Origin of the sequence: Rhodococcus sp. DK176 (genome assembly GCF_038447315.2) — a bacterium.
Taxonomy (GTDB): domain Bacteria; phylum Actinomycetota; class Actinomycetes; order Mycobacteriales; family Mycobacteriaceae; genus Rhodococcus_F; species Rhodococcus_F jostii_A.
Genome location: NZ_CP118321.2, coordinates 2,901,544 through 2,923,000 on the forward strand (window position 1 = coordinate 2,901,544; position 21,457 = coordinate 2,923,000).

The 21,457-nt window shown below is 65.9% G+C and carries 20 protein-coding genes and 1 pseudogene; 4 read left to right on the plus strand and 17 right to left on the minus strand.

The features are described 5' to 3' along the window. Window positions 1–339: 339 nt before the first annotated feature. On the minus strand, window positions 340–3,654 hold the full coding sequence (locus PSR88_RS13720; RefSeq protein WP_016882407.1) for a protein kinase domain-containing protein: 3,315 nt from the start codon (window positions 3,652–3,654) through the stop codon (window positions 340–342). 466 nt (window positions 3,655–4,120) lie between these two features. Between PSR88_RS13720 and PSR88_RS13725 the strand changes: the two genes are divergently transcribed. After that, on the plus strand, window positions 4,121–4,651 hold the full coding sequence (locus PSR88_RS13725) for an ester cyclase (RefSeq protein ID WP_016882406.1): 531 nt from the start codon (window positions 4,121–4,123) through the stop codon (window positions 4,649–4,651). A 459-nt stretch (window positions 4,652–5,110) separates the two neighbouring features. Here the strand turns inward: PSR88_RS13725 and pntB are convergent, their stop codons facing one another. The 13 genes and pseudogenes from pntB to PSR88_RS13790 form a co-directional block, all read right to left on the minus strand. Next, window positions 5,111–6,529, minus strand: a complete 1,419-nt coding sequence (gene pntB, locus PSR88_RS13730) for a Re/Si-specific NAD(P)(+) transhydrogenase subunit beta (RefSeq protein ID WP_029539116.1) — start codon at window positions 6,527–6,529, stop codon at window positions 5,111–5,113. A 5-nt stretch (window positions 6,530–6,534) separates the two neighbouring features. Beyond that, window positions 6,535–8,055, minus strand: a complete 1,521-nt coding sequence (locus PSR88_RS13735; protein WP_016882402.1) for a Re/Si-specific NAD(P)(+) transhydrogenase subunit alpha — start codon at window positions 8,053–8,055, stop codon at window positions 6,535–6,537. Beyond that, window positions 8,052–8,201 (minus strand): hypothetical protein, encoded by a 150-nt coding sequence (locus tag PSR88_RS13740; protein WP_016882401.1) that lies wholly within the window; start codon window positions 8,199–8,201, stop codon window positions 8,052–8,054. Before PSR88_RS13740 ends, PSR88_RS13735 begins: the two co-directional genes overlap by 4 nt. Beyond that, window positions 8,201–9,229, minus strand: a complete 1,029-nt coding sequence (locus PSR88_RS13745; protein WP_016882400.1) for a phosphotransferase family protein — start codon at window positions 9,227–9,229, stop codon at window positions 8,201–8,203. Before PSR88_RS13745 ends, PSR88_RS13740 begins: the two co-directional genes overlap by 1 nt. After that, window positions 9,229–9,681, minus strand: a complete 453-nt coding sequence (locus tag PSR88_RS13750; RefSeq protein ID WP_016882399.1) for a MaoC family dehydratase — start codon at window positions 9,679–9,681, stop codon at window positions 9,229–9,231. Before PSR88_RS13750 ends, PSR88_RS13745 begins: the two co-directional genes overlap by 1 nt. Next, window positions 9,678–10,442 (minus strand): 3-oxoacyl-ACP reductase FabG, encoded by a 765-nt coding sequence (gene fabG / locus PSR88_RS13755; RefSeq protein ID WP_016882397.1) that lies wholly within the window; start codon window positions 10,440–10,442, stop codon window positions 9,678–9,680. Before fabG ends, PSR88_RS13750 begins: the two co-directional genes overlap by 4 nt. Then, complete coding sequence (locus tag PSR88_RS13760; RefSeq protein ID WP_016882394.1) at window positions 10,439–11,110, minus strand: HAD family hydrolase; 672 nt, start codon at window positions 11,108–11,110, stop codon at window positions 10,439–10,441. The genes fabG and PSR88_RS13760 overlap by 4 nt, the downstream gene beginning before the upstream one ends. After that, the gene (locus PSR88_RS13765; protein ID WP_016882391.1) at window positions 11,103–11,861 is read right to left on the minus strand and encodes an SDR family oxidoreductase; all 759 of its coding nucleotides are present in this window, start codon (window positions 11,859–11,861) and stop codon (window positions 11,103–11,105) included. Before PSR88_RS13765 ends, PSR88_RS13760 begins: the two co-directional genes overlap by 8 nt. A gap of 11 nt (window positions 11,862–11,872) precedes the next feature. After that, window positions 11,873–12,127 (minus strand): annotated as a pseudogene (locus PSR88_RS13770) (acetyl-CoA C-acyltransferase); the annotation flags it as partial. A 10-nt stretch (window positions 12,128–12,137) separates the two neighbouring features. After that, the gene (locus PSR88_RS13775) at window positions 12,138–12,830 is read right to left on the minus strand and encodes a VOC family protein (RefSeq protein WP_157180159.1); all 693 of its coding nucleotides are present in this window, start codon (window positions 12,828–12,830) and stop codon (window positions 12,138–12,140) included. Between the two features lie 327 nt (window positions 12,831–13,157). Next, a complete protein-coding gene (locus PSR88_RS13780; protein WP_237724069.1) occupies window positions 13,158–13,376 on the minus strand; it encodes a cytochrome C oxidase subunit IV family protein in 219 nt (72 codons plus the stop codon). A gap of 259 nt (window positions 13,377–13,635) precedes the next feature. Continuing rightward, window positions 13,636–15,993, minus strand: coding sequence for a LuxR C-terminal-related transcriptional regulator (locus PSR88_RS13785; RefSeq protein WP_016882384.1), 2,358 nt, complete (start codon window positions 15,991–15,993; stop codon window positions 13,636–13,638). A 223-nt stretch (window positions 15,994–16,216) separates the two neighbouring features. Then, on the minus strand, window positions 16,217–16,339 hold the full coding sequence (locus tag PSR88_RS13790) for a hypothetical protein (protein WP_016882383.1): 123 nt from the start codon (window positions 16,337–16,339) through the stop codon (window positions 16,217–16,219). Window positions 16,340–16,436: 97 nt separating this feature from the next. Between PSR88_RS13790 and PSR88_RS13795 the strand changes: the two genes are divergently transcribed. Beyond that, complete coding sequence (locus tag PSR88_RS13795; protein ID WP_157180158.1) at window positions 16,437–16,658, plus strand: hypothetical protein; 222 nt, start codon at window positions 16,437–16,439, stop codon at window positions 16,656–16,658. A 255-nt stretch (window positions 16,659–16,913) separates the two neighbouring features. Here PSR88_RS13795 and PSR88_RS13800 read toward each other — a convergent pair whose 3' ends face one another. From PSR88_RS13800 to PSR88_RS13810, 3 genes are all read right to left on the minus strand, one after another. After that, window positions 16,914–17,927, minus strand: coding sequence for an NADP-dependent oxidoreductase (locus tag PSR88_RS13800; RefSeq protein WP_016882381.1), 1,014 nt, complete (start codon window positions 17,925–17,927; stop codon window positions 16,914–16,916). After that, window positions 17,924–18,349, minus strand: coding sequence for a nuclear transport factor 2 family protein (locus PSR88_RS13805; RefSeq protein WP_016882380.1), 426 nt, complete (start codon window positions 18,347–18,349; stop codon window positions 17,924–17,926). Before PSR88_RS13805 ends, PSR88_RS13800 begins: the two co-directional genes overlap by 4 nt. 320 nt (window positions 18,350–18,669) lie before the next feature. Continuing rightward, entirely contained in the window at window positions 18,670–19,305 is a 636-nt protein-coding gene (locus PSR88_RS13810) for a TetR/AcrR family transcriptional regulator (protein ID WP_016882379.1), read from the minus strand. A 150-nt stretch (window positions 19,306–19,455) separates the two neighbouring features. Here PSR88_RS13810 and PSR88_RS13815 point away from each other — a divergent pair, with 150 nt between their 5' ends. Together PSR88_RS13815 and PSR88_RS13820 are read left to right on the plus strand one after the other, a co-directional pair. Then, window positions 19,456–20,673 carry an acetyl-CoA C-acetyltransferase gene (locus PSR88_RS13815; RefSeq protein WP_016882378.1) on the plus strand — a complete coding sequence of 406 codons (1,218 nt, stop codon included), beginning with the start codon at window positions 19,456–19,458 and terminating at the stop codon, window positions 20,671–20,673. A gap of 21 nt (window positions 20,674–20,694) precedes the next feature. Then, a complete protein-coding gene (locus PSR88_RS13820) occupies window positions 20,695–21,426 on the plus strand; it encodes an SDR family NAD(P)-dependent oxidoreductase (RefSeq protein ID WP_016882377.1) in 732 nt (243 codons plus the stop codon). The last annotated feature ends 31 nt before the right edge of the window (window positions 21,427–21,457 follow it).

Genomic DNA, 21,457 nt, shown 5'->3' on the forward strand with positions numbered 1-21,457 from the left:
CCTCGTTTTTCAGGTCGAAGTAACTAACTAACACCGCCGCAAGTGTCCGGATCATCTCGGTCACGTTCAAAACTCGGTGGTGTTCCCGCAGCAATTACCGTCGTGCCCCACCCCGTGGCGTGTCTGAGGGTTGGTTTCTGTCGTGCCGCTTTCACGTCTCGTCCGCAACTCGCCGAAGACGGGCTACCGTCAACACTCGCGGCGAGTGCAGCGAGGTCGATGTCGTGATGGCGGTCATCTTCCGTCGACCATAGAGCACTTCGGCGGTGCCGGCAGTCTCACACAGGGCGTTCGTAGCGGCAGGACAGTGCTCGACCCTGACGTGTGTGGCTTGGTCGGTCAGGGGCGCTCGTCCTGCGAATGCTCCACGACCCAGCCCGCGATCTGTGTTCGTGAGGTGAACCCAAGCTTGGTCAGGATGTGTTCGACGTGCCCCTGCGCGGTGCGCGGCGATATCACCAGCTTGGCGGCGATGGCCTTGTTGGTCAGGCCCTGTGCGACCAGGTCTGCGACCTCCCGCTCCCGCTTGGTCAGGCCCGTCGCACTGCTACCGGCGGGCTGTGTTGTGGCCTCGGTGCGCTCGCCGAGGGCGTAGGCGACGGCTCCCTCGAATCCGAGGAGCGCTCCTTCCCTGCGGGCCGCCTCGAATGCGCGCTCACCCAGTGCAGTGCGAGTGAGCCGCTCGCAGTCCTCGTGGCGGACGAGCAGGGTGGGGAACAGCACCGAGGTGCTTCCCAGGGCACGGCCCAGCGCCTCTGCGGCCCCCATCAGGATGGCGGCACGTCGGGCACCATGCTCCGTGTCGGCGATCCATGCCAAAGCCTCCAAGGTCATCGCGGCTGTGAACGTATCGTCCACCAACCGGTTCAGCCGTAAGCACTGCTTCAGCAGTTCTCCCGCCTGGCCGCGATCGCCCTGCTGCAAGGCCGCCACTCCCAGCGCCCACAGCGAGTAGGACCGGTATACGGATTCACCGTGTGATTCTGTGATGCCGAGAACCTGCTGATGGCAGCCGACCGCCCGGGGCACATCTCCCTGCAATTCGTACACCAACCCGAGCATCATCAGGACCCATACCCGCGATGACAGGTCGCCGCGGGCTCCGAACACCTCCAGGGCTTCCTCCATACGCGTGCATGCGTGAGGAAGGTCGCCGCTGACAAGACTTAGCAGACCGTCGGCGTGGGTGATGCGTGCGCGGACCAGCGGGTCGGTTATCTGCGGGATCAGCGCCTGAGCTTCGTCCACCAGGGCCCTCGAGGCCGGAAGGTCACCCTGAACGCCCGCGAACACGCTGGCGGCGTACAGCGCCCCGACTCGTGAAGCGGTCGGGTGCTCGGGGTTATGCGCCAGGGCGCGGTCGAGCCAGTGCCGCCCCTCCCTGAACAGTCCGCGGGAGAGCCAGAACCGGAACAGGGCGGCCGCTAACCGCAGCCCGGCCTCGGCACCGGTGTCGGTCTCCTCCAACAGGCAGAATTCCATCGCCTCACGCAAATTCGATTGTTCCCGCTCGAGCCGCGCAATCCACTCCAGTTGCTGCGGACTGACCCATTCGGCCTCCACCTGCAACACCAAGTGCTGATACCAATCCCGGTGCCGTCGTCGCAATACCGGACGGATACCGGTCTGCTCGGCCTTTTCCTTGCCGTAGTCGCGCAGGGTCTCGAGCATCCGGAACCGCACCGCCGAGCCGGCGTCTTCCCGGATCAGGATCGACTTGTCGACCAATGCCGTCACTGTGTCGAGCAACTCCTCCGGAGTTAGGTCCTCGCCGCAGATCGACTCGGCCGCATCCAGTTCGAAACTTCCCGCGAACACCGACAGCTCGGCCCACAGCTGCTGTTCCCGAGATGTGCAGAGCTCGTGGCTCCAGTCGATGGACAGCCGCAGGGTCTGCTGTCGTGTCGGGGCACCGCGATTGCCGAGGGTCAGCAGCGTGTACCGGTCGGTCAGCCGCCGCAGGATCTGCTCGGGCGACATCGCCCGCAACCGTGCCGCCGCCAGCTCGATCGGCAACGGTAGGCCGTCGAGTTGGTGGCAGATTCGGACCACCGCCATCCGGTTGTCCTCAGTGAGTTCGAATCCGGGCACGGCGGCCGCGGCCCGCTGCGCGAACAACGTCACCGCGTCGTACCCGGTCAGCCCGCGCAGCGACGGCTCGCGGTCCGGGGCCGGGACCCTCAGCGGGGGAACCCGCAGCACCGCCTCCCCGCCGATACCCAAGGGTTCGCGGCTCGTGGCCAAGATCCGCAGCTGCGGACAGGTGCGCAGCAGCATCTCGGCGAATACCGCGACCGCCTCCACCACCTGCTCGCAGTTGTCCAGTACAAGCAACAGGTGCCGGGAGGCGAGGAACTCCGCCACCACGTCGTCGAGCTGTCGCGCGGGCTGATCCCGCAGCCCCAGGGCCGCGGCAACCGTGTCCGTCAGGAGGGACCCGTCCCGCAACTCGCCCAGTTCGACCAACCAGACGCCGTCACCGAATCCCGGCCGGACATCGGCGGCCAGCCGAAGCGCCAGACGCGTTTTCCCGACACCACCGATCCCGGTCAACGTCACCAGACGAGCAGCCGACAGCAGCTGCTTCGCCTCGGTCGACTCACGGCGGCGCCCAACGAAGCTGGTGAGCTCGAGCGGCAGATTACTCACCGGAGTCCTCACGGCGGGTGCCATCGACGGAGGTGGCGGAGCCGCTGTGGTCCCTGCACGTTGGGCGCGGGCCGGGTCCGGATCGCGCCGTGAGGCGCCCTGTTTCGCGGACAGGGCCATCTCGTCGACGGGGAAGCCGTGGCGGAGCTGGATCCGCCGCAGTTCATCACCGAAGTCGGCGGCAGTGGCAGGACGCTGCCGCGGATCGGCGGCCATCGCCCGGCCGACGATCTCGGACACGTCGTCGGGGACGCCGTGCTCACGCAGGTCCGGGACCGGTTGGGTGGTGATCCGTAGGAACTGGGCGACCACGTGCTCACCGCTGTGGCGCTCGAACGCGGCATGACCGGTGACGGCGCAGAACACCGTCGCACCGAGACCGTAGATATCGGAGGCCTCAGTCGGCGATTCGCCGCTGAGCACCTCGGGCGCGGTGAAGGCCGGAGACCCGGTCACGGTGCCGGTGGCGGTCTGGAATCCGCCGACGATATGGGCGATGCCGAAATCGGTGAGCGCCGGCTCCCCGTAGTCGGTGAGGAGGATGTTTCCGGGTTTGAGGTCTCTGTGCAAGACGCCGAGACGGTGTGCGGTCTCGAGGGCACCGGCCATCTTCACCCCGAGCCGGAGTGCTTCCTCCAACGGCAGTGGGCCGTCGCGGCGGATCCGGACGTCGAGCGAATCCTGCGAATGGTAGGGCATCACGATGTAGGGGCGACCGCTGTCGGTGGCACCGACATGCAGTGCGCTCACAATGTGCGGATGGCCGGTGAGGCGGCCCATCGCCCGCTGTTCGCGGAAGAACCGAACCCGGTTCTCCTCGTCGAGGTCCGCGGCGAGGACCTTCACCGCAACAGTGCGGTCCAGCGCCGGCTGCACGCAGCGGTAAACGATACCGAACCCGCCCCGGCCGATCTCGTGGGCGTCCTCGAATCCCTCGGCGCTCAACTCCGCCGTGACCGTGTGGGCCACGCCGCGCTGGGTCTCGAACGGATCACCTGCGGCCATCGGAGGGTCCTCACCGTCTCCCCGCAGAGCGAGAACAGGACTGAACGATCCGATTCTCGATGAGGCAACCTGCCACACCTGGAGGAGAATGTGCCTTCAGGATATCGCCGCCTGGCAAGCAAATGAGACCACGATAGAGTATCGGGGGCAACACACGGGCTTCGACGATGCTGGGCAGCCGACGAGGGCCGCTGGCCACGCATCTCCACAAGATGATCACGTCGTCGCCTAGGGCGAGGGTTCTGGGGGAACGGCCTGATCCGAGAGGCCACCGACGCACCACCCAAGCTGCTTGACGACTTACAGCCCGGATGTCTAATGGCGTAGAGGCCGTTGGCACCGTCCCGACGTCGTTGTCGAGTAGTTCGGCTACTCACGCGTCGGACGATCTGCGATGTTAGCGTTGACAGTAGAGACCCTTACGGTTGCTCGCCAACGTGCCTCAGCCAACGTGCGTGGAGTAGAAATGCCCGATCCAAGCCCTACCTCGACCCCTATCGCTCCGCCGAACGACGTCTCGAACGCGCAACTCGTCCGGTGGGCTTTCGACCGCATCAACGCCCAGGACGTCGAGAGCCTGCGCAAATTCTTTTGGGCCGCTGACTCCACCGTGCACTTCCCGACCGGGACATGTCACGGGAGCGCCGAGCTCGCCGCCTACTTCGACCAGGTCTTCGCCGCGGTCACCGACTTCGCCTTCGAGATGGTTTCGATCGCCGAGTCCGGCAACGACGTCTTGGTCCACTGGCACTTGACCGGACGGCACGTTGGCACCTTTATCGGCATCGCCGCCACCGGGCGGCGAATCGACTTCGAGGGATTCGACCACTTCGTCATCGAGGACGGGAAGGTCGTCACTAACACGGTGCGCTACGACCAAATGGAGTTCGCCCGCCAGATCAAGCTGCTACCGCCCGACGGATCGATTGCAGATCGGGCGTTGAAGGCCGCCTTCAACGCCACAACGCGTGTAGTGAGCGTCGCTCGCCGTCGCTAGCCGAGAACCATCGCCAATCCCACGGCGAGTGGCGGGCCGGTGGCCCCCTTCCACGCCCACGGCTGACATTCTCGGTATACCCGGTGCTCATGGGGTCAGCCCAGCGAGTCACTTCAGGGCGTCAGCCGTGACGGCTGCCCGGAGCGCGGCTACTCGAGGAGACCAGCCAGCGCATGTGGGATATGTCCGACTTCCCATCAACACCGTCGGGATCACCAATCCGCTCGCCAGCGCGTTCCCGGCCGACAACGCGTTCCCGACCGACAACGCGTTCCCGACCGACAATGCGACCACCATGCGTGACCACATCGTGAAGACCATCGACGTGATCGACGCCGAACGAAACTCCGAGTCCGCCAGACACAAACGTTCGATGCAGCTGGTCGACTCAAGCGTGAGCGCCCATTGCAGGGCCCCCATTCACCCGATCGGTTCGGCGGCGTCACACGTCCCCGAAGGTCACAACACGCTGAGGATGTCGTCGACCCGCTGCTTCGCATCACCGAACAGCATCTGGCTGTTGTCGCGGAAGAACAGGGGGTTCTGCACCCCGGCGTAACCGGCGGCCATCGAACGCTTGAACACGATGACATCCTTGGCATTCCACACCTCGAGTACCGGCATCCCGGCGATCGGGGAGGAGGGGTCCTCGGCCGCGGACGGGTTGACGGTGTCGTTCGCGCCGATGACAAGAACCACGTCGGTCTCGGAGAAGTCGTCGTTGATCTCGTCCATCTCCAGGACGATGTCGTAGGGCACCTTCGCCTCGGCCAGCAGCACGTTCATATGACCGGGTAGGCGCCCCGCGACCGGGTGGATGCCGAAGCGCACGTCGACACCCCTCGCCCGCAACTTCGCGGTGAGGTCGGCGACCGGGTACTGCGCCTGCGCGACCGCCATGCCGTAGCCCGGGGTGATCACGACCGACGTCGCGCCGGAGAGCAGCTCCGCCACGGCGTCCGCCTGGATCTCGCGGTGCTCGCCGTAGTCGGTGTCGTCCGCCGGTCCGGCCACCACGCCGAACCCGCCGGCGATCACCGAGATGAAGGAGCGGTTCATCGCTTTGCACATGATGTAGGACAGGTAGGCACCGGAGGAGCCGACCAGTGCGCCGACGATGATCAGCAGGTTGTTGTTGAGCAGGAAGCCGGATGCCGCTGCGGCCCAACCGGAGTAGCTGTTGAGCATCGAGACGACGACCGGCATGTCGCCGCCGCCGATGGACGCGACCAGGTGCCAGCCCAGGGCGAGCGCGAGGACCGTGATCACGATCAGTAGCCACAGCTGCGGGTCGATGACGAACCGCACGGTCAGGGCCGCGAAGACCACGAGCGCGCCGAGGTTGATCACATTCTTGCCCGGCAGTACCAGCGGCGCGGACTTCATCTTCGCCGAGAGCTTGAGGTAGGCGACGATCGAGCCCGTGAAGGTGACCGCGCCGATGAACACGCCGATGAAGACCTCGGCACTGTGGATGCCGAGCAGTCCGGCGGCCTCGAGCACCGCCGACTCGTGGCCGCCGGGGTGGTTCTCGACGTGCAGGTAGCCGTTCCAGCCGACGAGCACGGCGGCCAGGCCGACGAAACTGTGCAACAGCGCGATCAGCTCCGGCATGCCCGTCATCTCGACCCTGCGGGCCAACGTGAGGCCGATGGTGGCGCCGAGGATGACCGCGACCACGAGCAGGACGGCACCGAGGCCGTCGACACCGCCATCGAAGGCCAGCGCGGTGGTCGCGACCAGCGCGACCGCCATGCCGAGGATGCCGAAATAGTTGCCGAGCTTGGCGGACTCGTGCCGAGCGAGCCCCGCGAGCGTAAGCACGAAGAGGAGGGCGGCGACGAGGAAGGCCGCCACGGATGCAGAAGATATGTCCATGCCGGTCAGCTCCTAGAAAACATGGCGAGCATGCGACGCGTGACCGCGAACCCGCCGAAGATGTTGATGCAGGCCAGCAGGACTGCCACGAACGAGATCACCGTGATCGCGGTATCACCCTTGCCGATCTGCAGCAGAGCGCCGACGACGATGATCCCGGAGATCGCGTTGGTCACCGACATGAGCGGGGTGTGCAGCGCGTGGTGCACGTGCCCGATCACGTAGTAGCCGATCACGATGGCCAGTGCGAACACAGTCAGGTTCAGCTGGAGCTGTGCCGGTGCGACGCCGATCAACAGGAACAGGACCGCAGCCGCGGCCGCGACGACGCCGAGCCGCTGACCCGGGCTCATCGGCTCCTTCGGCTCGGCGGCGGGGACGGTTGCCGCGGCCGGCACCTGCGGTGCGGCCGAGACCTGCACGGGCGGCGGCGGCCAGGTCGACTCGCCGTCCCGCACGACGGTGATGCCACGCTGCACGACGTCATCGAAGTCGAGGACGAGCTCCCCGTCCTTACCGGGCGTGAGCAGCTTGAGCAGGTTGACGATGTTGGTGCCGTACAACTGTGACGCCTGGGCGGCGAGCCGGCCTGCCAAATCGGTGTAGCCGAGGATTCGGACGCCATTGTCGCTGACGACGCGCTCGTCGGTCTTCGTCAACGCGGCGTTGCCGCCGTTGGCCGCAGCCATGTCGACGATCACCGAGCCGTTGCGCATGGCGGCGATGGTCTCCTCGGTGATCAGCTTCGGGGCGGGGCGACCCGGGATCAGCGCGGTGGTGATGACGATGTCTGCCGCACGCGCCTCCTCGTCGTACATCGCCGCGGTGGCGATCTCCTGCTCGGCGGTCATCTCCTTGGCGTAACCGTCGGCGCTGACCTCGGCCTCGAAGTCGATCTCGACGAACTCCGCGCCCATCGACGCGACCTGCTCGGCCACCTCGGGGCGCACGTCGAAAGCACGGACGATCGCGCCCATGGCGGACGCCGCACCGATCGCGGCGAGTCCGGCGACGCCCGCTCCGACGACGAAGACCCGTGCGGGCGGAATCTTGCCGGCCGCGGTGACCTGCCCGGTGAACATCCGGCCGAACTCGTGGGCGGCCTCCACCACGGCGCGATAGCCCGCGACGTTCGCCATCGAGGACAGCACGTCCATCGACTGTGCGCGTGAGATCCGCGGCACGGCGTCCATCGACAGTGCCGTAATCGGGCGCTGCGCCAGGTCCGCGACGATTCCGTCGTCCAGCCGCGGGTTGAGCATCGCGATCAGCGTGGCTCCCGGTTGCAACCGGTCCCGCTGCGCGAGCGTCGGCGGGTTCACCCCGATGACCACGTCGGCCGCCAGCGGATCCCTCAGCTCGGCGCCCGCCTCGGCGTACGCGCCGTCGGTAAAGCCGGCAGGTTCGCCGGCACCGGGCTCGACCACCACCTGGTAGCCGAGCTTCTGCAACGCGGCGACGGTCGTCGGCGTTGCCGCGACCCGAGTCTCCCCGGCACGCGCCTCCTTCAGCACTCCGACAATCATCGCGCCTCCCCCACCGGGAGGTCGACGAGGCCGGCGCGGTGTGCGCCTGCGGTGCCGACCGCGACCTGGTCGGCCTTCGCCTTCTTCAGGTACAGGTGCGTCGGGTGTTCCCACGTCAAGCGGTGCTCGAGATCCTGGAAGCCCATCACGTGTTCTCCTTCAGTGCGTTGAGTCCTGCGTCGAGCAGCAGGTGGACCGATTCGCCGATCCCGTCGAAGCCGTCGCCGACGGTCTGGCCCTGGAGGTGGCGGTAGTGGATGCCCTCCATGATCGCGGCGAGCTTGAAGGCCGCGAGGCCGAGATAGAAGCCGAACCCGGAGAGGTCGCGGTCACTGCTGCGTGAGTACCGCTCGATCACCGCACGCTCGTCGAGGAACCCGGGCGCAGTCGACACATTGCCCGCCGAGTCGCTGCCGGCGTCTGCATCGAGTCGGAAGTAGACGAGCATCAACGCCAGATCTGTCAGCGGGTCACCGAGCGTGGCCATCTCCCAGTCGAGGACGGCGGCCACCTGATCGGAGTTGTCTACCAGGACGTTGTCGAGCCGGAAGTCGCCGTGCACGATGCCCGCAGCGGACTCGTTCGGCACCGACTCCGCGAGTCTGCGGTAGAGCTCGTCGGCGGCGGGCAGGTCACGGGTGTAGGACGCGTCGAGCTGCTTCTTCCAGCGGGCGACCTGGCGGCCGAGGAACCCCTGCGGGCGCCCGAAGTCGCCGAGCCCGACCGACGCCGGCTCGACTGCGTGCAGCGCGGCGAGCGTGTCCACGAGGCGTTCGGAAATCGTACGAGTCCGCTCGGTGCCGAGTAGTTCGAGCTCGGACGCCGTCCGGTACGGCGTACCGGCGCACCGCTCCATGACGTAGAAATCCGCGCCCAGCACCGCAGGATCGGTGCACAACGCGAAGGTCCGTGGGACCGGTACCCCGGTGTTCTGGAGCGCGGACATGACCCGGTACTCGCGGTTCATGTCGTGGGCGGTCGCGAGTACATGACCGAGCGGTGGCCGTCTGACGATCCATTCCTGCCGGCCGTCGGTCACGATGTAGGTCAAATTGGACCTCCCGCCGGCGATCAGGGTCGCCCGCAGATCGCTGCCGGAGCCCGGGATTTCGGACGCGAACCACGCGCCGAGGACGTCGAGATCGAGGCCGAGGGGCGTTTGCGCGGTCGCCATCACGGCACCACGACCGCGAGCATGTCGACGACGCAGGCCGGCTTGTCGCCGCCGTCCCGTTCGATCGTCACCCGGGTGGCAACCTGGTAGCCCAGCTTGTTCGGCGTGACCGAGGTCAGCTCCACGCCCGCCCGGACGCGCGAGCCGACCGGCACCGGTGAGGGGAAGCGGAGCTTGTCGGCGCCGTAGTTGACGCCCATCTTGACGCCCTCGACCTTGTAGACCTGCCAGGTGAGCATCGGCACCAGGCTCAGTGTGAGGAAGCCGTGCGCGACGGTCGATCCGAACGGCCCCTCGGCCGCCTTCGGCGGGTCGACGTGGATCCATTGGTGGTCGCCCGTCGCCGCCGCGAAGGCGTCGATCTGGTCCTGGTTGACTGTGTGCCACTCGGAGTGACCGAGGTGCGTGCCCGCGGCCTTCTCGAGGTCGGCGATGCCGTCGAAGACTCTCATGACTTCGGCCCGCCCGCTAGGTAAAGCACCTGACCGGACACGAAGCCGGCGCCCTCGCTGGCGAAGAACGAGACCGCGTGCGCGACGTCGGCGGGCTGGCCGGCGCGCCCGACCGGGATCTCCTTGACCAAGACGGTCCTGAAGTCGTCGAAAGGCACGCCTATCCGGTCCGCGGTGGCCTTGGTCATCTCGGTCTCGATGAATCCCGGCGCGATGGCGTTGGCGGTCACGCCGAACTTGCCGAGCTCGATGGCCACCGTCTTGGTGAAGCCCTGGATCCCCGCCTTGGCTGCGGCGTAGTTGGCCTGGCCCCGGTTACCGAGCGCGGAGGTGCTCGACAGGTTGACCACGCGACCCCAGTTCGCCTTGGTCATGTAATTCTGCACGGCACGGGTCATGAGGAAGGCGCCGCGCAGGTGGACGTTCATCACCGCGTCCCAGTCGGTGGTGGTCATCTTGAAGAGCAGGTTGTCGCGGAGGATGCCGGCGTTGTTGACCAGCACGGTCGGCTCGCCCAGCTCGGCGGCGACCCGCTCGACCGCGGCCTGGACCGCCTCTTCGTCGGCGACGTCGACGCCGACCGCAAGTGCCCGGCCCCCGCTCGTCTCGATCTCGGCCACAACTGATTTACAGGCGGTCTCGTCGAGGTCGAGGACGGCAACGGCGAGGCCGTCGGCGGCGAGGCGCTGCGCGACACCGGCGCCGATGCCGCGGGCGGCTCCGGTCACGATGGCGGTCCGGGTCGTGGTGGGTGTGGTCATGCGGTGACTCCTGTGGGGTGGGAATTGAGGCCTGGCACCAGTTCGGCCAGGGCGGCGCGCGTCGACGCGTGGTCGATGTGCAGCATGGATTGGAGGCCGGCTGCCCGCGCACCGAACACGTTGGGCTCGGCGTCGTCGATGAAGAGCACCCGGTCTGCGGGTACGCCGAGTTTGTTGAGGGCCAGCTCGTAGATGGCGGCGTGGGGCTTGCGCAGTCCCACCTCGCCGGAGATCACGACCGGATCGAACAGTTCGTCGATCCGTGCGCGCGGGTAGGTGTTGCCCCAACTGTTGGAGAGAAGGCCGACCTCGAGACCGGCTTCGCGCAGGTCTTCGACCAGCCCGAACATCGCCGAGTCGGCCTGCATGCCCGCGAACAGCCGGCCGAGCATCCCGTCCGGCGCGACTGCGCGCCCGTCAGTGGTCCGCAGCTCGGCTGCGAGAAGAGCCTCGAAATCCGCGACCGGGAGCGCACCGGTCTCCAGCCGGTGGACCGGCGTACCGTCTGCGGCGTCACGGGACATCCAGGCGCGCAACGTGTGCGAGAACGACTCGGGCTCGATTCCGTCCGCTGCCAGCCAGCCGGCGATCGAGTGCTTTACCGGACTGGTGAGCACGCCGCCGTAGTCGAAGAGGACCGCATCGATTTCTCGCACCGGCTCACTCACCCATGCTCTGGAGACTGACGCCGCCATCGACGACGACGGTTTGTCCGGTGACCCATGCGGCATCGTCGGAGAGCAGGAAGGAGACGACGCTGCCGATGTCCTCCGGTACGCCGAGCCGCGCGAGGGGGTACGCCGCGGTGACTGCGTCTTCGCGGCCCTCGTACAGCTTCGTGGCGAACCGCGTCTTCACGACCGCCGGAGCGACCCCGTTGATCCGGATGTCCGGGCCGAGTTCGACCGCCATCAACTCGGTGAGCGAGTTCAGCATCGCCTTGCTGGCGCCGTAGAACCCGATGCCTGGTGCCGTACGAATACTGGAGAGCGAGGAGACGTTGACGATCGCGCCGCCATGCTCCTTCATCCAGGCCTTGTGGACCTGCTGGACCCACGAGACCGCGGCGATGCAGTTGACCTCGACGATCTTCCGGGCAGCCGCCAGGTCGAGGTCGACGAGCGAACCGTACACGGGGTTGATCCCAGTGTTGTTGACCAGGAAGTCGATGCTGCCGAAGGTTTCGACCGCCTGCCGCACCGCGTCGCCCTGGTGGTCCGCGTCGTCGGCGCGGCCCGCGACGGCGAGCGCGACATCCGGACCGCCGAGGTGGGTCACGGCCTCGTCCAGGGCCTCTTTCTTGCGCGCCGTGATGACGACGCGGGCGCCGTCGGCGACCAGCCGCTCGGCGATGGCGAGCCCGATACCACGGCTCGCTCCGGTGACGATCGCGGTCTTACCCTCGAAACGCTTGTTCATGTCAGTTCCTCTTACTTCAGACGTTCGATGACCATGGCCATGCCCATACCGCCACCGACACATATGGACTCGACGCCGAAGCGCTTGTCGTGCCACTGCAGGGAATTTATGAGCGTGGTGGCGATGCGGGCTCCGGCCATGCCGAACGGGTGGCCGACGGCGATTGCGCCGCCGTTGACGTTGAGCTTTTCCAGGGAGAGGCCGGTGACCGCCGTCGAGCCGATCCGGGTCAGCGGCGTGAGCCCCAGCTCCTCGACTCTCATGTCGCGGCCGGGTTCACACGTACACGAAGCGGAAGTCGCCGATCGAGGCGTCGGCAGTTACTCCGGCGATGTGGAAGGCGGCGATGTTGTCGCGCTCGCCCTGGACGAAGCGGAGCTCGCCGCCGTCGAGCGCGATCCGGTCACCAACGGCGTCCACGCCGAGTACGGCTGCCCATGTCTTCGCGAGCGCAGCGGGCTCGCGGGCGGTCACCGTCGCTCCGGTCACACGGCCCGGGCCGAGCTCGGCCGGTGCCGTTGCGATCCATTTCGGGCCGGCCCAGCGCCACGACTCCGGCAACTTCATCGAGTCGATCGCCACGATCGCGCCCGGCACGTCGCCGGGATGGAGATGAATGTCGGTATCGCCGTCGCGTTCCAGGTCGTAGACGGTGCGCAATCCGAGCTGGTCGATTCGCGTGCGGGCGGCGGCGATGTCGTCGACCTGGAACATGACCATGTAGGCGCCGTCACCGCCCAGCCGATCGAGATGGCGGCCGGCCGCGGTTCGCTCCTCGAACGGTGAGATCACCTCGACGAACGTGTCACCGAGCGGCATGACCGCGTTGTGAACTCCGAACTGTTCGACCTCGGGATCGTTGAACGGGTCACCGAGTGGGAGCTGAGCCCGCAGCGCCTTGACGGCAGATTCGCGGTCACGGGCAACAAGTACGGCTTGACGGATTCGGGGCAGGGGGGAGGTGGTCATCATCGCACTATAGCAAGCGCTCTCTATCGCGGGAAGGGGCTTGTCGTCCCCACATCCGCCGCGCGACGGACCGGGTCCCGACGAGGCCGAGGTCCGCGGGCTCGACCCGTCGGGATCGGCACGCCAGCGCCCGAAGACGTGAAATCCGCAGCACCGCAACCTGTCTCCGGCGCAAACCGACTCCTTCGCAGGCGCTTGGAGAAGCTGCGAAGGAGTCGGTTTGCGAGGGAACGTCGCCATGCGGCCACGAGCCGTGGGATAGACCGTAGATGCGTTGTCAGCCGGGGATCGCCGGAGTGGCGAACCAGAACCCGAGGATCAGACATGTCACCAGCACGATCCATCCTCGAACGCGACCCGTACCGGCAGCGGCGCATGTCGCAGCTCCATGAAGTCCAGCATCACGAACCGGACTTTCACGGCAGCGATCAGGAAAGTGCCGACGACAGCGATGGTCGGACTGAAGGCATCCTTCGACAACAGCCACGTGGAGGCGCAGGTAGCTGCCAGCAACAGCGCCCAGACTGCTGTCACCCGCTGACGCATCACCAACATGGCTCTACCCCGGCAGTAGATACAGCAAGGGGAACAGCACGATCCATAGCAGGTCCACGAGGTGCCAGTAGGCACGTTACACAGTCGGTCTCCTTAATGTTGACTTTCTTTCGGCGCCGCGCCAGCCAGGCCGGAGCGCGCGCCAGCCACTCCAAACATCGACATCACAAACAGTCGTTGCAGTATCAATTGCGTGCGCTCGTCGCGCCCCCGATGCCGGTGCCATTTCAGCGGGCGGTTACGCGAGCAGCTAGCGGGAGTCGTTGATCGATGCGAAACGCTGTGCTGCCAACCAGTTCACGATCTGCGCACGGGATGTGAAGCCCAACTTGGTCAGGATATTTTCCACATGCCCTTCGGCGGTACGCGGAGAAATGAAGAGCCGTGAGGCGATCTCACCGTTTGTCAATCCGTCCGTCACCAGTTCGGCAACCTCACGCTGGCGCCGGGTAAGCTCGCTGGGGTCTGGCTCCGCTTCGGAGCGACCTGCGCCGGCCCGTTGCCGCTCGCGGAGGGGTTCGCCCAAGGCGAATGCCACCGCAGCGTTTCCGTCTAGGCCATGTCCCCGCTTGAAGGCGCTGTCGAACGCGTCGTCGCCGATGGCCTTTCTTGCGGTAGCCTCGTATTGTCGGCGCCGGGCCTGGAGTTGGATTGATCCGAATAACGGCGCACCGATAGTCTGCCAGAGCGTGTCGGCGCCGCCCAGAATCACTGCTGCGCGTTTGCAATCGCCCTTCGCGACGGTGACCCAACCAAGGAAGTTTAAAGCCATCGCACGCCAAAAGATGTCGTGGATGGGCCGCCGGACTCTCAGTGCTTCAAGCAGAAGTGTCTCTGCTTCCGTTAGGCGGCCACTCAGCAAGTGGAGGAAGGCGCGGACACATTTCGCATACGAGAGGAGCCAGCGTTCGCCGGCTACGTTGCACAGCCGCTCGAGTTCGTCGACCACGGCCGAGCCCTTGTCCAACTCGCCCAGCAGCAAGTACGTGATGGCCAGTGGAATGCGAAGTGAATTGGGGTAGTCCTGGGGTACGTTGACGGCGGCGTAGCGTTCCAGGGCTTCGACGAAAAGCGGAATCCCGGCTGCGAGCTCGCCACTGAAGTTGCCCTGCATTGCGAGCAAGTGCGTCGCGTAGGCGCGAGCGGCATCGTCGTCGAGTTCCACGGCAAGCCGATGGGCTTCCGCGAGAAGCGCTGCTTGGGCTTCCGTATCCCCTTGGAGGGTTGTGATGTAACCGCAGGTCGCTAAGGCCCAGGCGCGCTCGTGGCTGGGCGTCTTGTCTGCTTGAAGGGCCCGTTCGATCCAGTGGCGACCCTCAGTCATGAATCCGAGAGCGAGCCACATGAACCAAGGAAGACCAGCCATGCGAAGGGCGACGCCGATCTCGCTTGGCTCCGTGAGGGAGTATTCGAGTGCGCCACGCAGGTTCGCGTGCTCGTCCTGAAGAACACTCGCCCAGTCCTCCTGTAGTGGGCCGAACCATTCGGTGGCGGCTTGCTCCACCAGCTGGAGGCACCAGTCCCTATGGCGGCGGCGAAACACCGGTTCGGATCCGCTCTCACGTAACCGAGCCTGCCCGTACTCTCGAATGGTCTCGAGCATGCGGAAACGGACGCGTCCCCCATGCTCCTCGCGCACGAAGATTGACTTTTCGGTCAACTCGGCAACCGTGTCGAGAATGGTCTCGGGGGGAATTTGTTCGTCCGCACAGACGGCTTCGAGGGCACTGAGTCCGAAGCCGTTTGCGAAAACTGCGGCACGCGCCCACAATTCCTGCTCGCGCACGGCACAGAGGTCGTAGCTCCAGTCGATTAGTGCCTTTAAGGTCTGGTGCCGTTTCGGTGCACTCCTGCTCCCCGAAAGAAGTAACTCGAACCTGCTGTCGAGCCGATTTGCAAGGTCCGAGACATCCAGCACGCGCAGTCGGACGGCGGCCAGCTCGATCGCGAGCGGGATGCCTTCCAGCCTGTGACAGAGGCGAATGACTGCCGCTTCATTGGCAGGACTGATGGTGAAGCCGGGCACTGCCGACGAGGCTCGGTCGGCGAACAGAGAAACTGCCGGAAAGCCCGTAGCCATGCCAGGTGTGTGCGGAGCTCTCGGGTCTGGGACTGGGAGAGGTGGGACAAGATAGATGTGCTCGCCAGTGATCCGGAGGGCTTGCCGGCTGGTAGCGAGGATCTTCAGTTCCGGTGCCATCTTGAGCAGAAGCTCAGCGAGGTCAGCGACAGCCTGCAGCAAGTGCTCACAATTGTCGATGATCAGGAGCATCTGCCGACCGCGTAGATGGTCCGCCAGGACGGTTATGGGAGGCCTCGTGGACTGCTCCAGCAACTCGAGTGCGTTCACCACGGTGTGTGGCAACAGGGCCGCATCCTTCAAGGCTGCCAGTTCGACCAGGCAGACCCCGTCGGGGAAGGCGCGGCGGACGTCGCTTGCCACCCGCAGCGCTAGCCGCGTCTTCCCGACGCCACCTACGCCGGCGAGAGTCACCAGCCGCGCAGTCGATAGGAGTGTCCGTACCTCAGCAGCCTCCGTCCGGCGGCCGACGAAACTGGTCAGCTCCGCTGGAACACCGGACGGTCCATTCCCAGACCGTACTGCCATGACACACTCCACTCGCACAGCCTGAGCAACGACCAGGTGCCGGACACGTTACCCGCGGGTTATCGCGTCGACGACGCGGCTCACTGAAGTGGCGACCAGTCTGACGTGGCCTCTACAGTCCCCGTCATGTGCGATCAGCTCCTCTGCGTGTAGCGGTGAGGGCATGTTGCGCTTGCCGTGAAGATCCAGCGTAGGCCGTTCGACCGAAGATCACCATCGGCGTCTACGGCATGACCGCGTTGTGCACGCCGAACTGGGCGACTTCAGGATCGTTGAACGGGTAGCCGGGCGGGAGGTCGACCCGAAGATCGTTCACGGCTCCGTCGCGTTCGTGTGCGACGAGCACGGTTCCAGAGTGGACTGCACACCACTCAGCGTGGACGAGTGTTTGTTCGCAGGTGACGCCGACGCGGGTATACGTTCGCAAATTTAAGCTTCTCCTCGTGAGCGCAGTGGGATTCAGGAATGATTTGCCACAAACGCTCGATGAAGCGGGGCCTTGTCAGGCCGAAGTGAACGAGGATCTCTTCGTCGCTCGGGCCCCCGTATGGAGCCCACCTACTGGCGAACTCGATGAGGAACTCCGCGTCGGTGTCGCGATGCTTGCGGTCGACCTCGACCCATGCGGCATGTCGCCTCTGAAGCCATCGGCGATGCTCGTGTGAATTCATGGACGGAAACCATCTACTCGGGCCGCGGGAGGCTATTCAATTTATTTGGTCGCGCCCCCGCAAGGTGTGAAGGCGAGGGCCCCACCCAATTTCGAGCCGACGCACACGGCCGGCGCCGACGATCGGCTGGTCAAGACACCGCGGCCGACTGGCTCGGTCACGACGCCAGTCCGCCGCGGTGTTTCGGCGTCGCGAAGCTCGCGGTGTCAACCACCGCTCGATCATCTCGCCGATCCCGCCTGCTCGAAGTCAGGACGGGTCGGCCACGTGAATCATTCGCTTGCCGACATTGTTCCCGTTGAGAAGCCCGATGAGGCCTTCCGGCGCCTTCTCGAGTCCCTCGAGGGTGTCCTCGCGGACCTTCAGTGAACCGTCGTCGAGCCACCCCTCCAGCACCTTCAGCCCCTCGTCCCACCGATCGGCGAAGTCTGTCATCACCAAGAATCCGCGCATCGTGATGCTCTTGATGATCAGCACGCCGGGGACGCCGCGCGCACCGCGCACGGGAGTGGTGGTGTCGTACTGAGAGACGACACCGCAGCAGACGACGCGTCCGCGGTACGCCATGGACCCGAGAACGGTGTCGAGCGTCGTGCCGCCGACGTTGTCGAAGAAGACGTCGATGCCGTCGGGACATGCTTCGCGCAGCGATTTCCGGAACGATTCGTCACGGTAGCTCACCGCCGCGTCGAATCCGAGCTCGGAGGTGAGCCACTCCTGCTTCTCGGGGCTCCCGCAGATGCCGACCACACGACACCCCTGCAGCTTCGCGATCTGCCCGACGAGGGTGCCCGTCGCCCCGGCCGCCCCGGAGACCACGACGGTCTCCCCCGGCTTGGCCTCACCGATGTCGAGCAGGCCGAAGTAGGCGGTCAGGCCGGTGATTCCCAAGACGCTGAGGTAGTTGGACAGCGGACGGTTCGGCACGATCCGACGCAGAGTGTTCGGCTCGGCGACGACGTAGTCCTGCCATGCCAGATCACCGGCGACGATGTCGCCGACCGCGAAATCGTCGCAGCGACTATCCACCACCTGGGCGAGCGAAAACCCGGGCATGGCGTCGCCGACCTGGATCGCAGCACGATACGTGGCCGCCTGGAACCACGCTCGTTGCGCCGCGTCCATCGAGATCCACAGCACGCGGCACAACACCTGCCCGTCGCCCGCCTCGTGCAGGTCCTCGGTCTCGAACGAGAAGTGGGAGGTCTCCAGATGTTCGCTGGGCATGCCCGCGACGCGCCACGTCCGGTTCACCACACTCATGAGACGACGACCCCCGGGATACGCGGAAGGAAGGTTCGCAGTCCCTCGTAGTGCATGACCTTGAGCGTGTCGAGGTGCTCGACGACCTCGGTGATCTTGCCGTCACGCCCACGCGCGAAGAGCACGTACTCGTTCTCGTAGGTCTCGTCGGTCGCCGAGACGGTCGAGCGGCACGTGAAACGGGCCACGCTGAACTCGCCGTCACCGAATTCGTGATGGATGTCGACCTTGAAGCCAGCGGACTTGCTGTAGGCCGCAAGGGAAATCTTGTTGAACTTGATGACGGCGTCCTTGCCCTCATGGGTACCGCCGATCCGGCCCAGGGTGACAGGCAGTGTCCAGCGGATGTCGTCGGAATACAGCTGCTGCATCGCTTCGACATCGCCCAACGCGCGCGCCAGGTCTCCTGCAAGCGTGCTCATGTAGTGCTCTCCTTCAGACGAGGCTGGATTCGCGGCCGGCGAGGTACTCCTCGCGCAGGATGCGCTCGAACAAACTGCCGTAGTGCCGCTTCTCGAACGATAGAGAACGATCGCTTTCATGTCAACGATCCGCGGAGCCGAGGGATGAACCGCTCCTTCATCGCCGGCGGGTTCGGCATAGCGGCTGGACCGGTCGACGACACCGACTACGGCGAGCACCGCGAGATCTAGGCGGACGCCGCGGCGGGGCTGTTCTCCGGCGCAGGTCTCGCCAACTTCGGTGACAGACGTTCTCGAATCCTGCAGTCCAGCAACATGTGTCACGAAGGCTTGTCGCGGGGTTGCCGGTCGCCGCACCCGACCATGCGAAGGGCAAGTTCGACGTAGCGAGCCGCGATAATGCTTGGGTCGGAGTAGGCGTGGGAGGGGAACCACCTGCTGACATCGACGCCGAGCGACGTGATAGCCAGCGCGGCGGCCTCGATGTCGAGGGGATGAAAGTCGCCTGCCGTTGCGCCGGCTTCGATGATTCGCTTGAACACCTTCGTGGTGGACCGGCGGATGTCCGCGATGATGGCGAAGTGCTCGGGCGAGAGCGAGCGTAGTTCGTACTGCGCGACCCGGGCGCTGGCGCGGTTGTCGGCGTGCCAGATCACGTAGGCCGTCACGGTCGACGTCAGCCGGTCGGGTGCCGCGACGTCGGGGCAATCAGCGGCGGTGATGGCCGCCAGTACCGAATGGTGGCCCTCGAGGCTGATGGCGTAGAGAAGGGATTCCTTGGTCTTGTAGTGCGGGTAGACCGCTCCTGGACTCATGTCGAGGCTGGCGGCGATCTCCCGGGTAGTGGTGGCGCCGTACCCCTTGGCGGCGAACACCTCGATGGCCGCGGCGCGTATCCGCGCAGCGGCTTTCGAGGTACCCAGCTCGCCGACCGCTGCAGTTAGTGATGCATCCATCGCACTGTTGCCTCTCGGTTGGCGGGGGTTGACAGGTCTCCGCCGACACCGTCAGTATATGCAAGCGCATAGAAAATATGCGGTTGCATATTTTTTGGCTACATAGCCTTCCATCACCGTCGCCAGGCGACCCGCACCCAGGAGTTCCTCATGCCCGAGGCCGTCATCGTCTCCATCGCCCGTTCCCCGATCGGTCGCGCCATGAAGGGATCGCTCAAGGGCATGCGCCCGGACGATCTCGCCGCGCAGATGGTCCAGGCGGCACTCGACAAGGTGCCCGCCCTCGACCCCACCGACATCAACGACCTCATCCTCGGCTGCGGCCTGCCCGGCGGCGAGCAGGGGTTCAACATGGGCCGCAACGTCGCGGTCCAGCTCGGCTACGACTTCATCCCCGGCACCACCATCACCCGGTACTGTTCGTCGTCGCTGCAGACCACCCGCATGGCACTGCACGCCATCAAGGCCGGTGAGGGCGACGTCTTCATCTCCGCCGGCGTCGAGACGGTGTCCCGGTTCACCGCGGGCAACTCCGACTCGCTGCCCGACACCCAGAACCCGCTGTACGCCGACGCGCAGACCCGCACCGAGAAGCTCGCCCAGGGCGGCCAGCAGTGGGTCGACCCCCGCGAGGAAGGCCTGGTCCCCGACACCTACATCGCGATGGGCCAGACCGCCGAGAACGTCGCGCAGATCACCGGCATCACCCGCGAGGAGCAGGACCGGTGGGCGGTGCGCTCGCAGAACCGCGCCGAGGAGGCCATCGGCGCCGGTTTCTTCGACCGGGAGATCACCCCGGTGACCCTGCCCGACGGCACCGTCGTGACGAAGGACGACGGCCCCCGCGCCGGCACCACCTACGAGGCCGTCAGCCAGCTCAAGCCCGTGTTCCGCCCGGACGGCACCGTCACCGCCGGCAACGCGTGCCCGCTCAACGACGGTGCCGCCGCCCTGGTGATCATGTCCGACACCAAGGCCAAGGAACTCGGGTTGACCCCGCTCGCCCGGATCGTGTCCACCGGGGTGTCCGGTCTGTCGCCGGAGATCATGGGTCTCGGCCCCATCGAGGCGTCCAAGCGTGCCCTCGCCATCGCGGGACTGGGCATCTCCGACATCGACCTCGTCGAGATCAACGAGGCGTTCGCCGTGCAGGTGCTCGGGTCGGCGCGGGAACTCGGGATCGACGAGGACAAGCTGAATGTGTCCGGCGGTGCGATCGCCCTCGGTCACCCGTTCGGCATGACCGGTGCCCGCATCACCGCCACCCTGCTCAACAACCTGACCACCCACGACAAGCAGTTCGGCCTCGAAACCATGTGCGTCGGAGGCGGTATGGGCATGGCCATGGTCCTCGAACGCCTCAGCTGAGAAGAAAGACAGGAAACCTCGATGGGCAACATCACGTACGACTTCACCGGCAAATCGGTCATCGTCACCGGCGCCGCCCGCGGCATCGGCCAGGCCCTGGCCCGCCACTTCGCCGAGGCCAAGGCGACCGTGTTCATGGTCGACTTCGACAAGGACGAACTCGACAAGGCCGCCCGCGAGGTCGGCGCCATCGGCATCCCCGCCGACGTCAGCGACACCGGTGACGTCGAGAACGTTGTCTCTACCGTGATCGCCGAGACCGGGCGGGTGGACATTCTGATCAACAATGCCGGGATCCTGCGCGACAAGGTGCTGTGGAAGCTGACCGACGAGGACTGGGACCAGGTCCTCAATGTCCACGCGGGCGGCACGTTTCGGTTCACCCGGGCCTGTGTTCCGCACTTCCGGAGCCAGGAATTCGGGCGGGTCGTCAACATCACCTCCTACACCGGACTGCACGGCAACCGTGGGCAGGCCAACTACGCCACCGCCAAGGCCGGGATCATCGGGTTCACCAAGACCGCCGCGAAAGAGCTCGCCGCTTTCGGGGTCACCGTGAATGCGATCTCCCCGAACGCCGCGACCCGGATGACCGCCTCCATTCCGAAGGAGAAGATCGCCGAAGTCACCGGTCCGATCTCGCGGTTCGCCGACCCCGCCGAGATGGCCGACGCCATCTGCTTCCTCGCGTCCGAGGAAGCCGGCTACGTCACCGGCGTCGTCCTCCCGGTCGACGGCGGCATCTCCATCTGAGCGAGCCCACCTTTGAACGGAACTGATTCTC

Coding starts and splice junctions, on each gene's coding strand:
- fabG (WP_016882397.1), bottom strand. CDS start 10,442: ATGACCACACCCACCACGACCCGGACCGCCATCGTGACCGGAGCCGCC.
- PSR88_RS13725 (WP_016882406.1), top strand. CDS start 4,121: ATGCCCGATCCAAGCCCTACCTCGACCCCTATCGCTCCGCCGAACGAC.
- PSR88_RS13800 (WP_016882381.1), bottom strand. CDS start 17,927: ATGAGTGTGGTGAACCGGACGTGGCGCGTCGCGGGCATGCCCAGCGAA.
- PSR88_RS13745 (WP_016882400.1), bottom strand. CDS start 9,229: ATGGCGACCGCGCAAACGCCCCTCGGCCTCGATCTCGACGTCCTCGGC.
- PSR88_RS13780 (WP_237724069.1), bottom strand. CDS start 13,376: ATGCGTCAGCGGGTGACAGCAGTCTGGGCGCTGTTGCTGGCAGCTACC.
- PSR88_RS13810 (WP_016882379.1), bottom strand. CDS start 19,305: ATGGATGCATCACTAACTGCAGCGGTCGGCGAGCTGGGTACCTCGAAA.
- PSR88_RS13735 (WP_016882402.1), bottom strand. CDS start 8,055: ATGATTGTCGGAGTGCTGAAGGAGGCGCGTGCCGGGGAGACTCGGGTC.
- PSR88_RS13750 (WP_016882399.1), bottom strand. CDS start 9,681: ATGAGAGTCTTCGACGGCATCGCCGACCTCGAGAAGGCCGCGGGCACG.
- PSR88_RS13740 (WP_016882401.1), bottom strand. CDS start 8,201: ATGGGCTTCCAGGATCTCGAGCACCGCTTGACGTGGGAACACCCGACG.
- PSR88_RS13820 (WP_016882377.1), top strand. CDS start 20,695: ATGGGCAACATCACGTACGACTTCACCGGCAAATCGGTCATCGTCACC.
- PSR88_RS13805 (WP_016882380.1), bottom strand. CDS start 18,349: ATGAGCACGCTTGCAGGAGACCTGGCGCGCGCGTTGGGCGATGTCGAA.
- PSR88_RS13765 (WP_016882391.1), bottom strand. CDS start 11,861: ATGAACAAGCGTTTCGAGGGTAAGACCGCGATCGTCACCGGAGCGAGC.
- PSR88_RS13815 (WP_016882378.1), top strand. CDS start 19,456: ATGCCCGAGGCCGTCATCGTCTCCATCGCCCGTTCCCCGATCGGTCGC.
- PSR88_RS13720 (WP_016882407.1), bottom strand. CDS start 3,654: ATGGCCGCAGGTGATCCGTTCGAGACCCAGCGCGGCGTGGCCCACACG.
- pntB (WP_029539116.1), bottom strand. CDS start 6,529: ATGGACATATCTTCTGCATCCGTGGCGGCCTTCCTCGTCGCCGCCCTC.
- PSR88_RS13785 (WP_016882384.1), bottom strand. CDS start 15,993: ATGGCAGTACGGTCTGGGAATGGACCGTCCGGTGTTCCAGCGGAGCTG.
- PSR88_RS13775 (WP_157180159.1), bottom strand. CDS start 12,830: ATGACCACCTCCCCCCTGCCCCGAATCCGTCAAGCCGTACTTGTTGCC.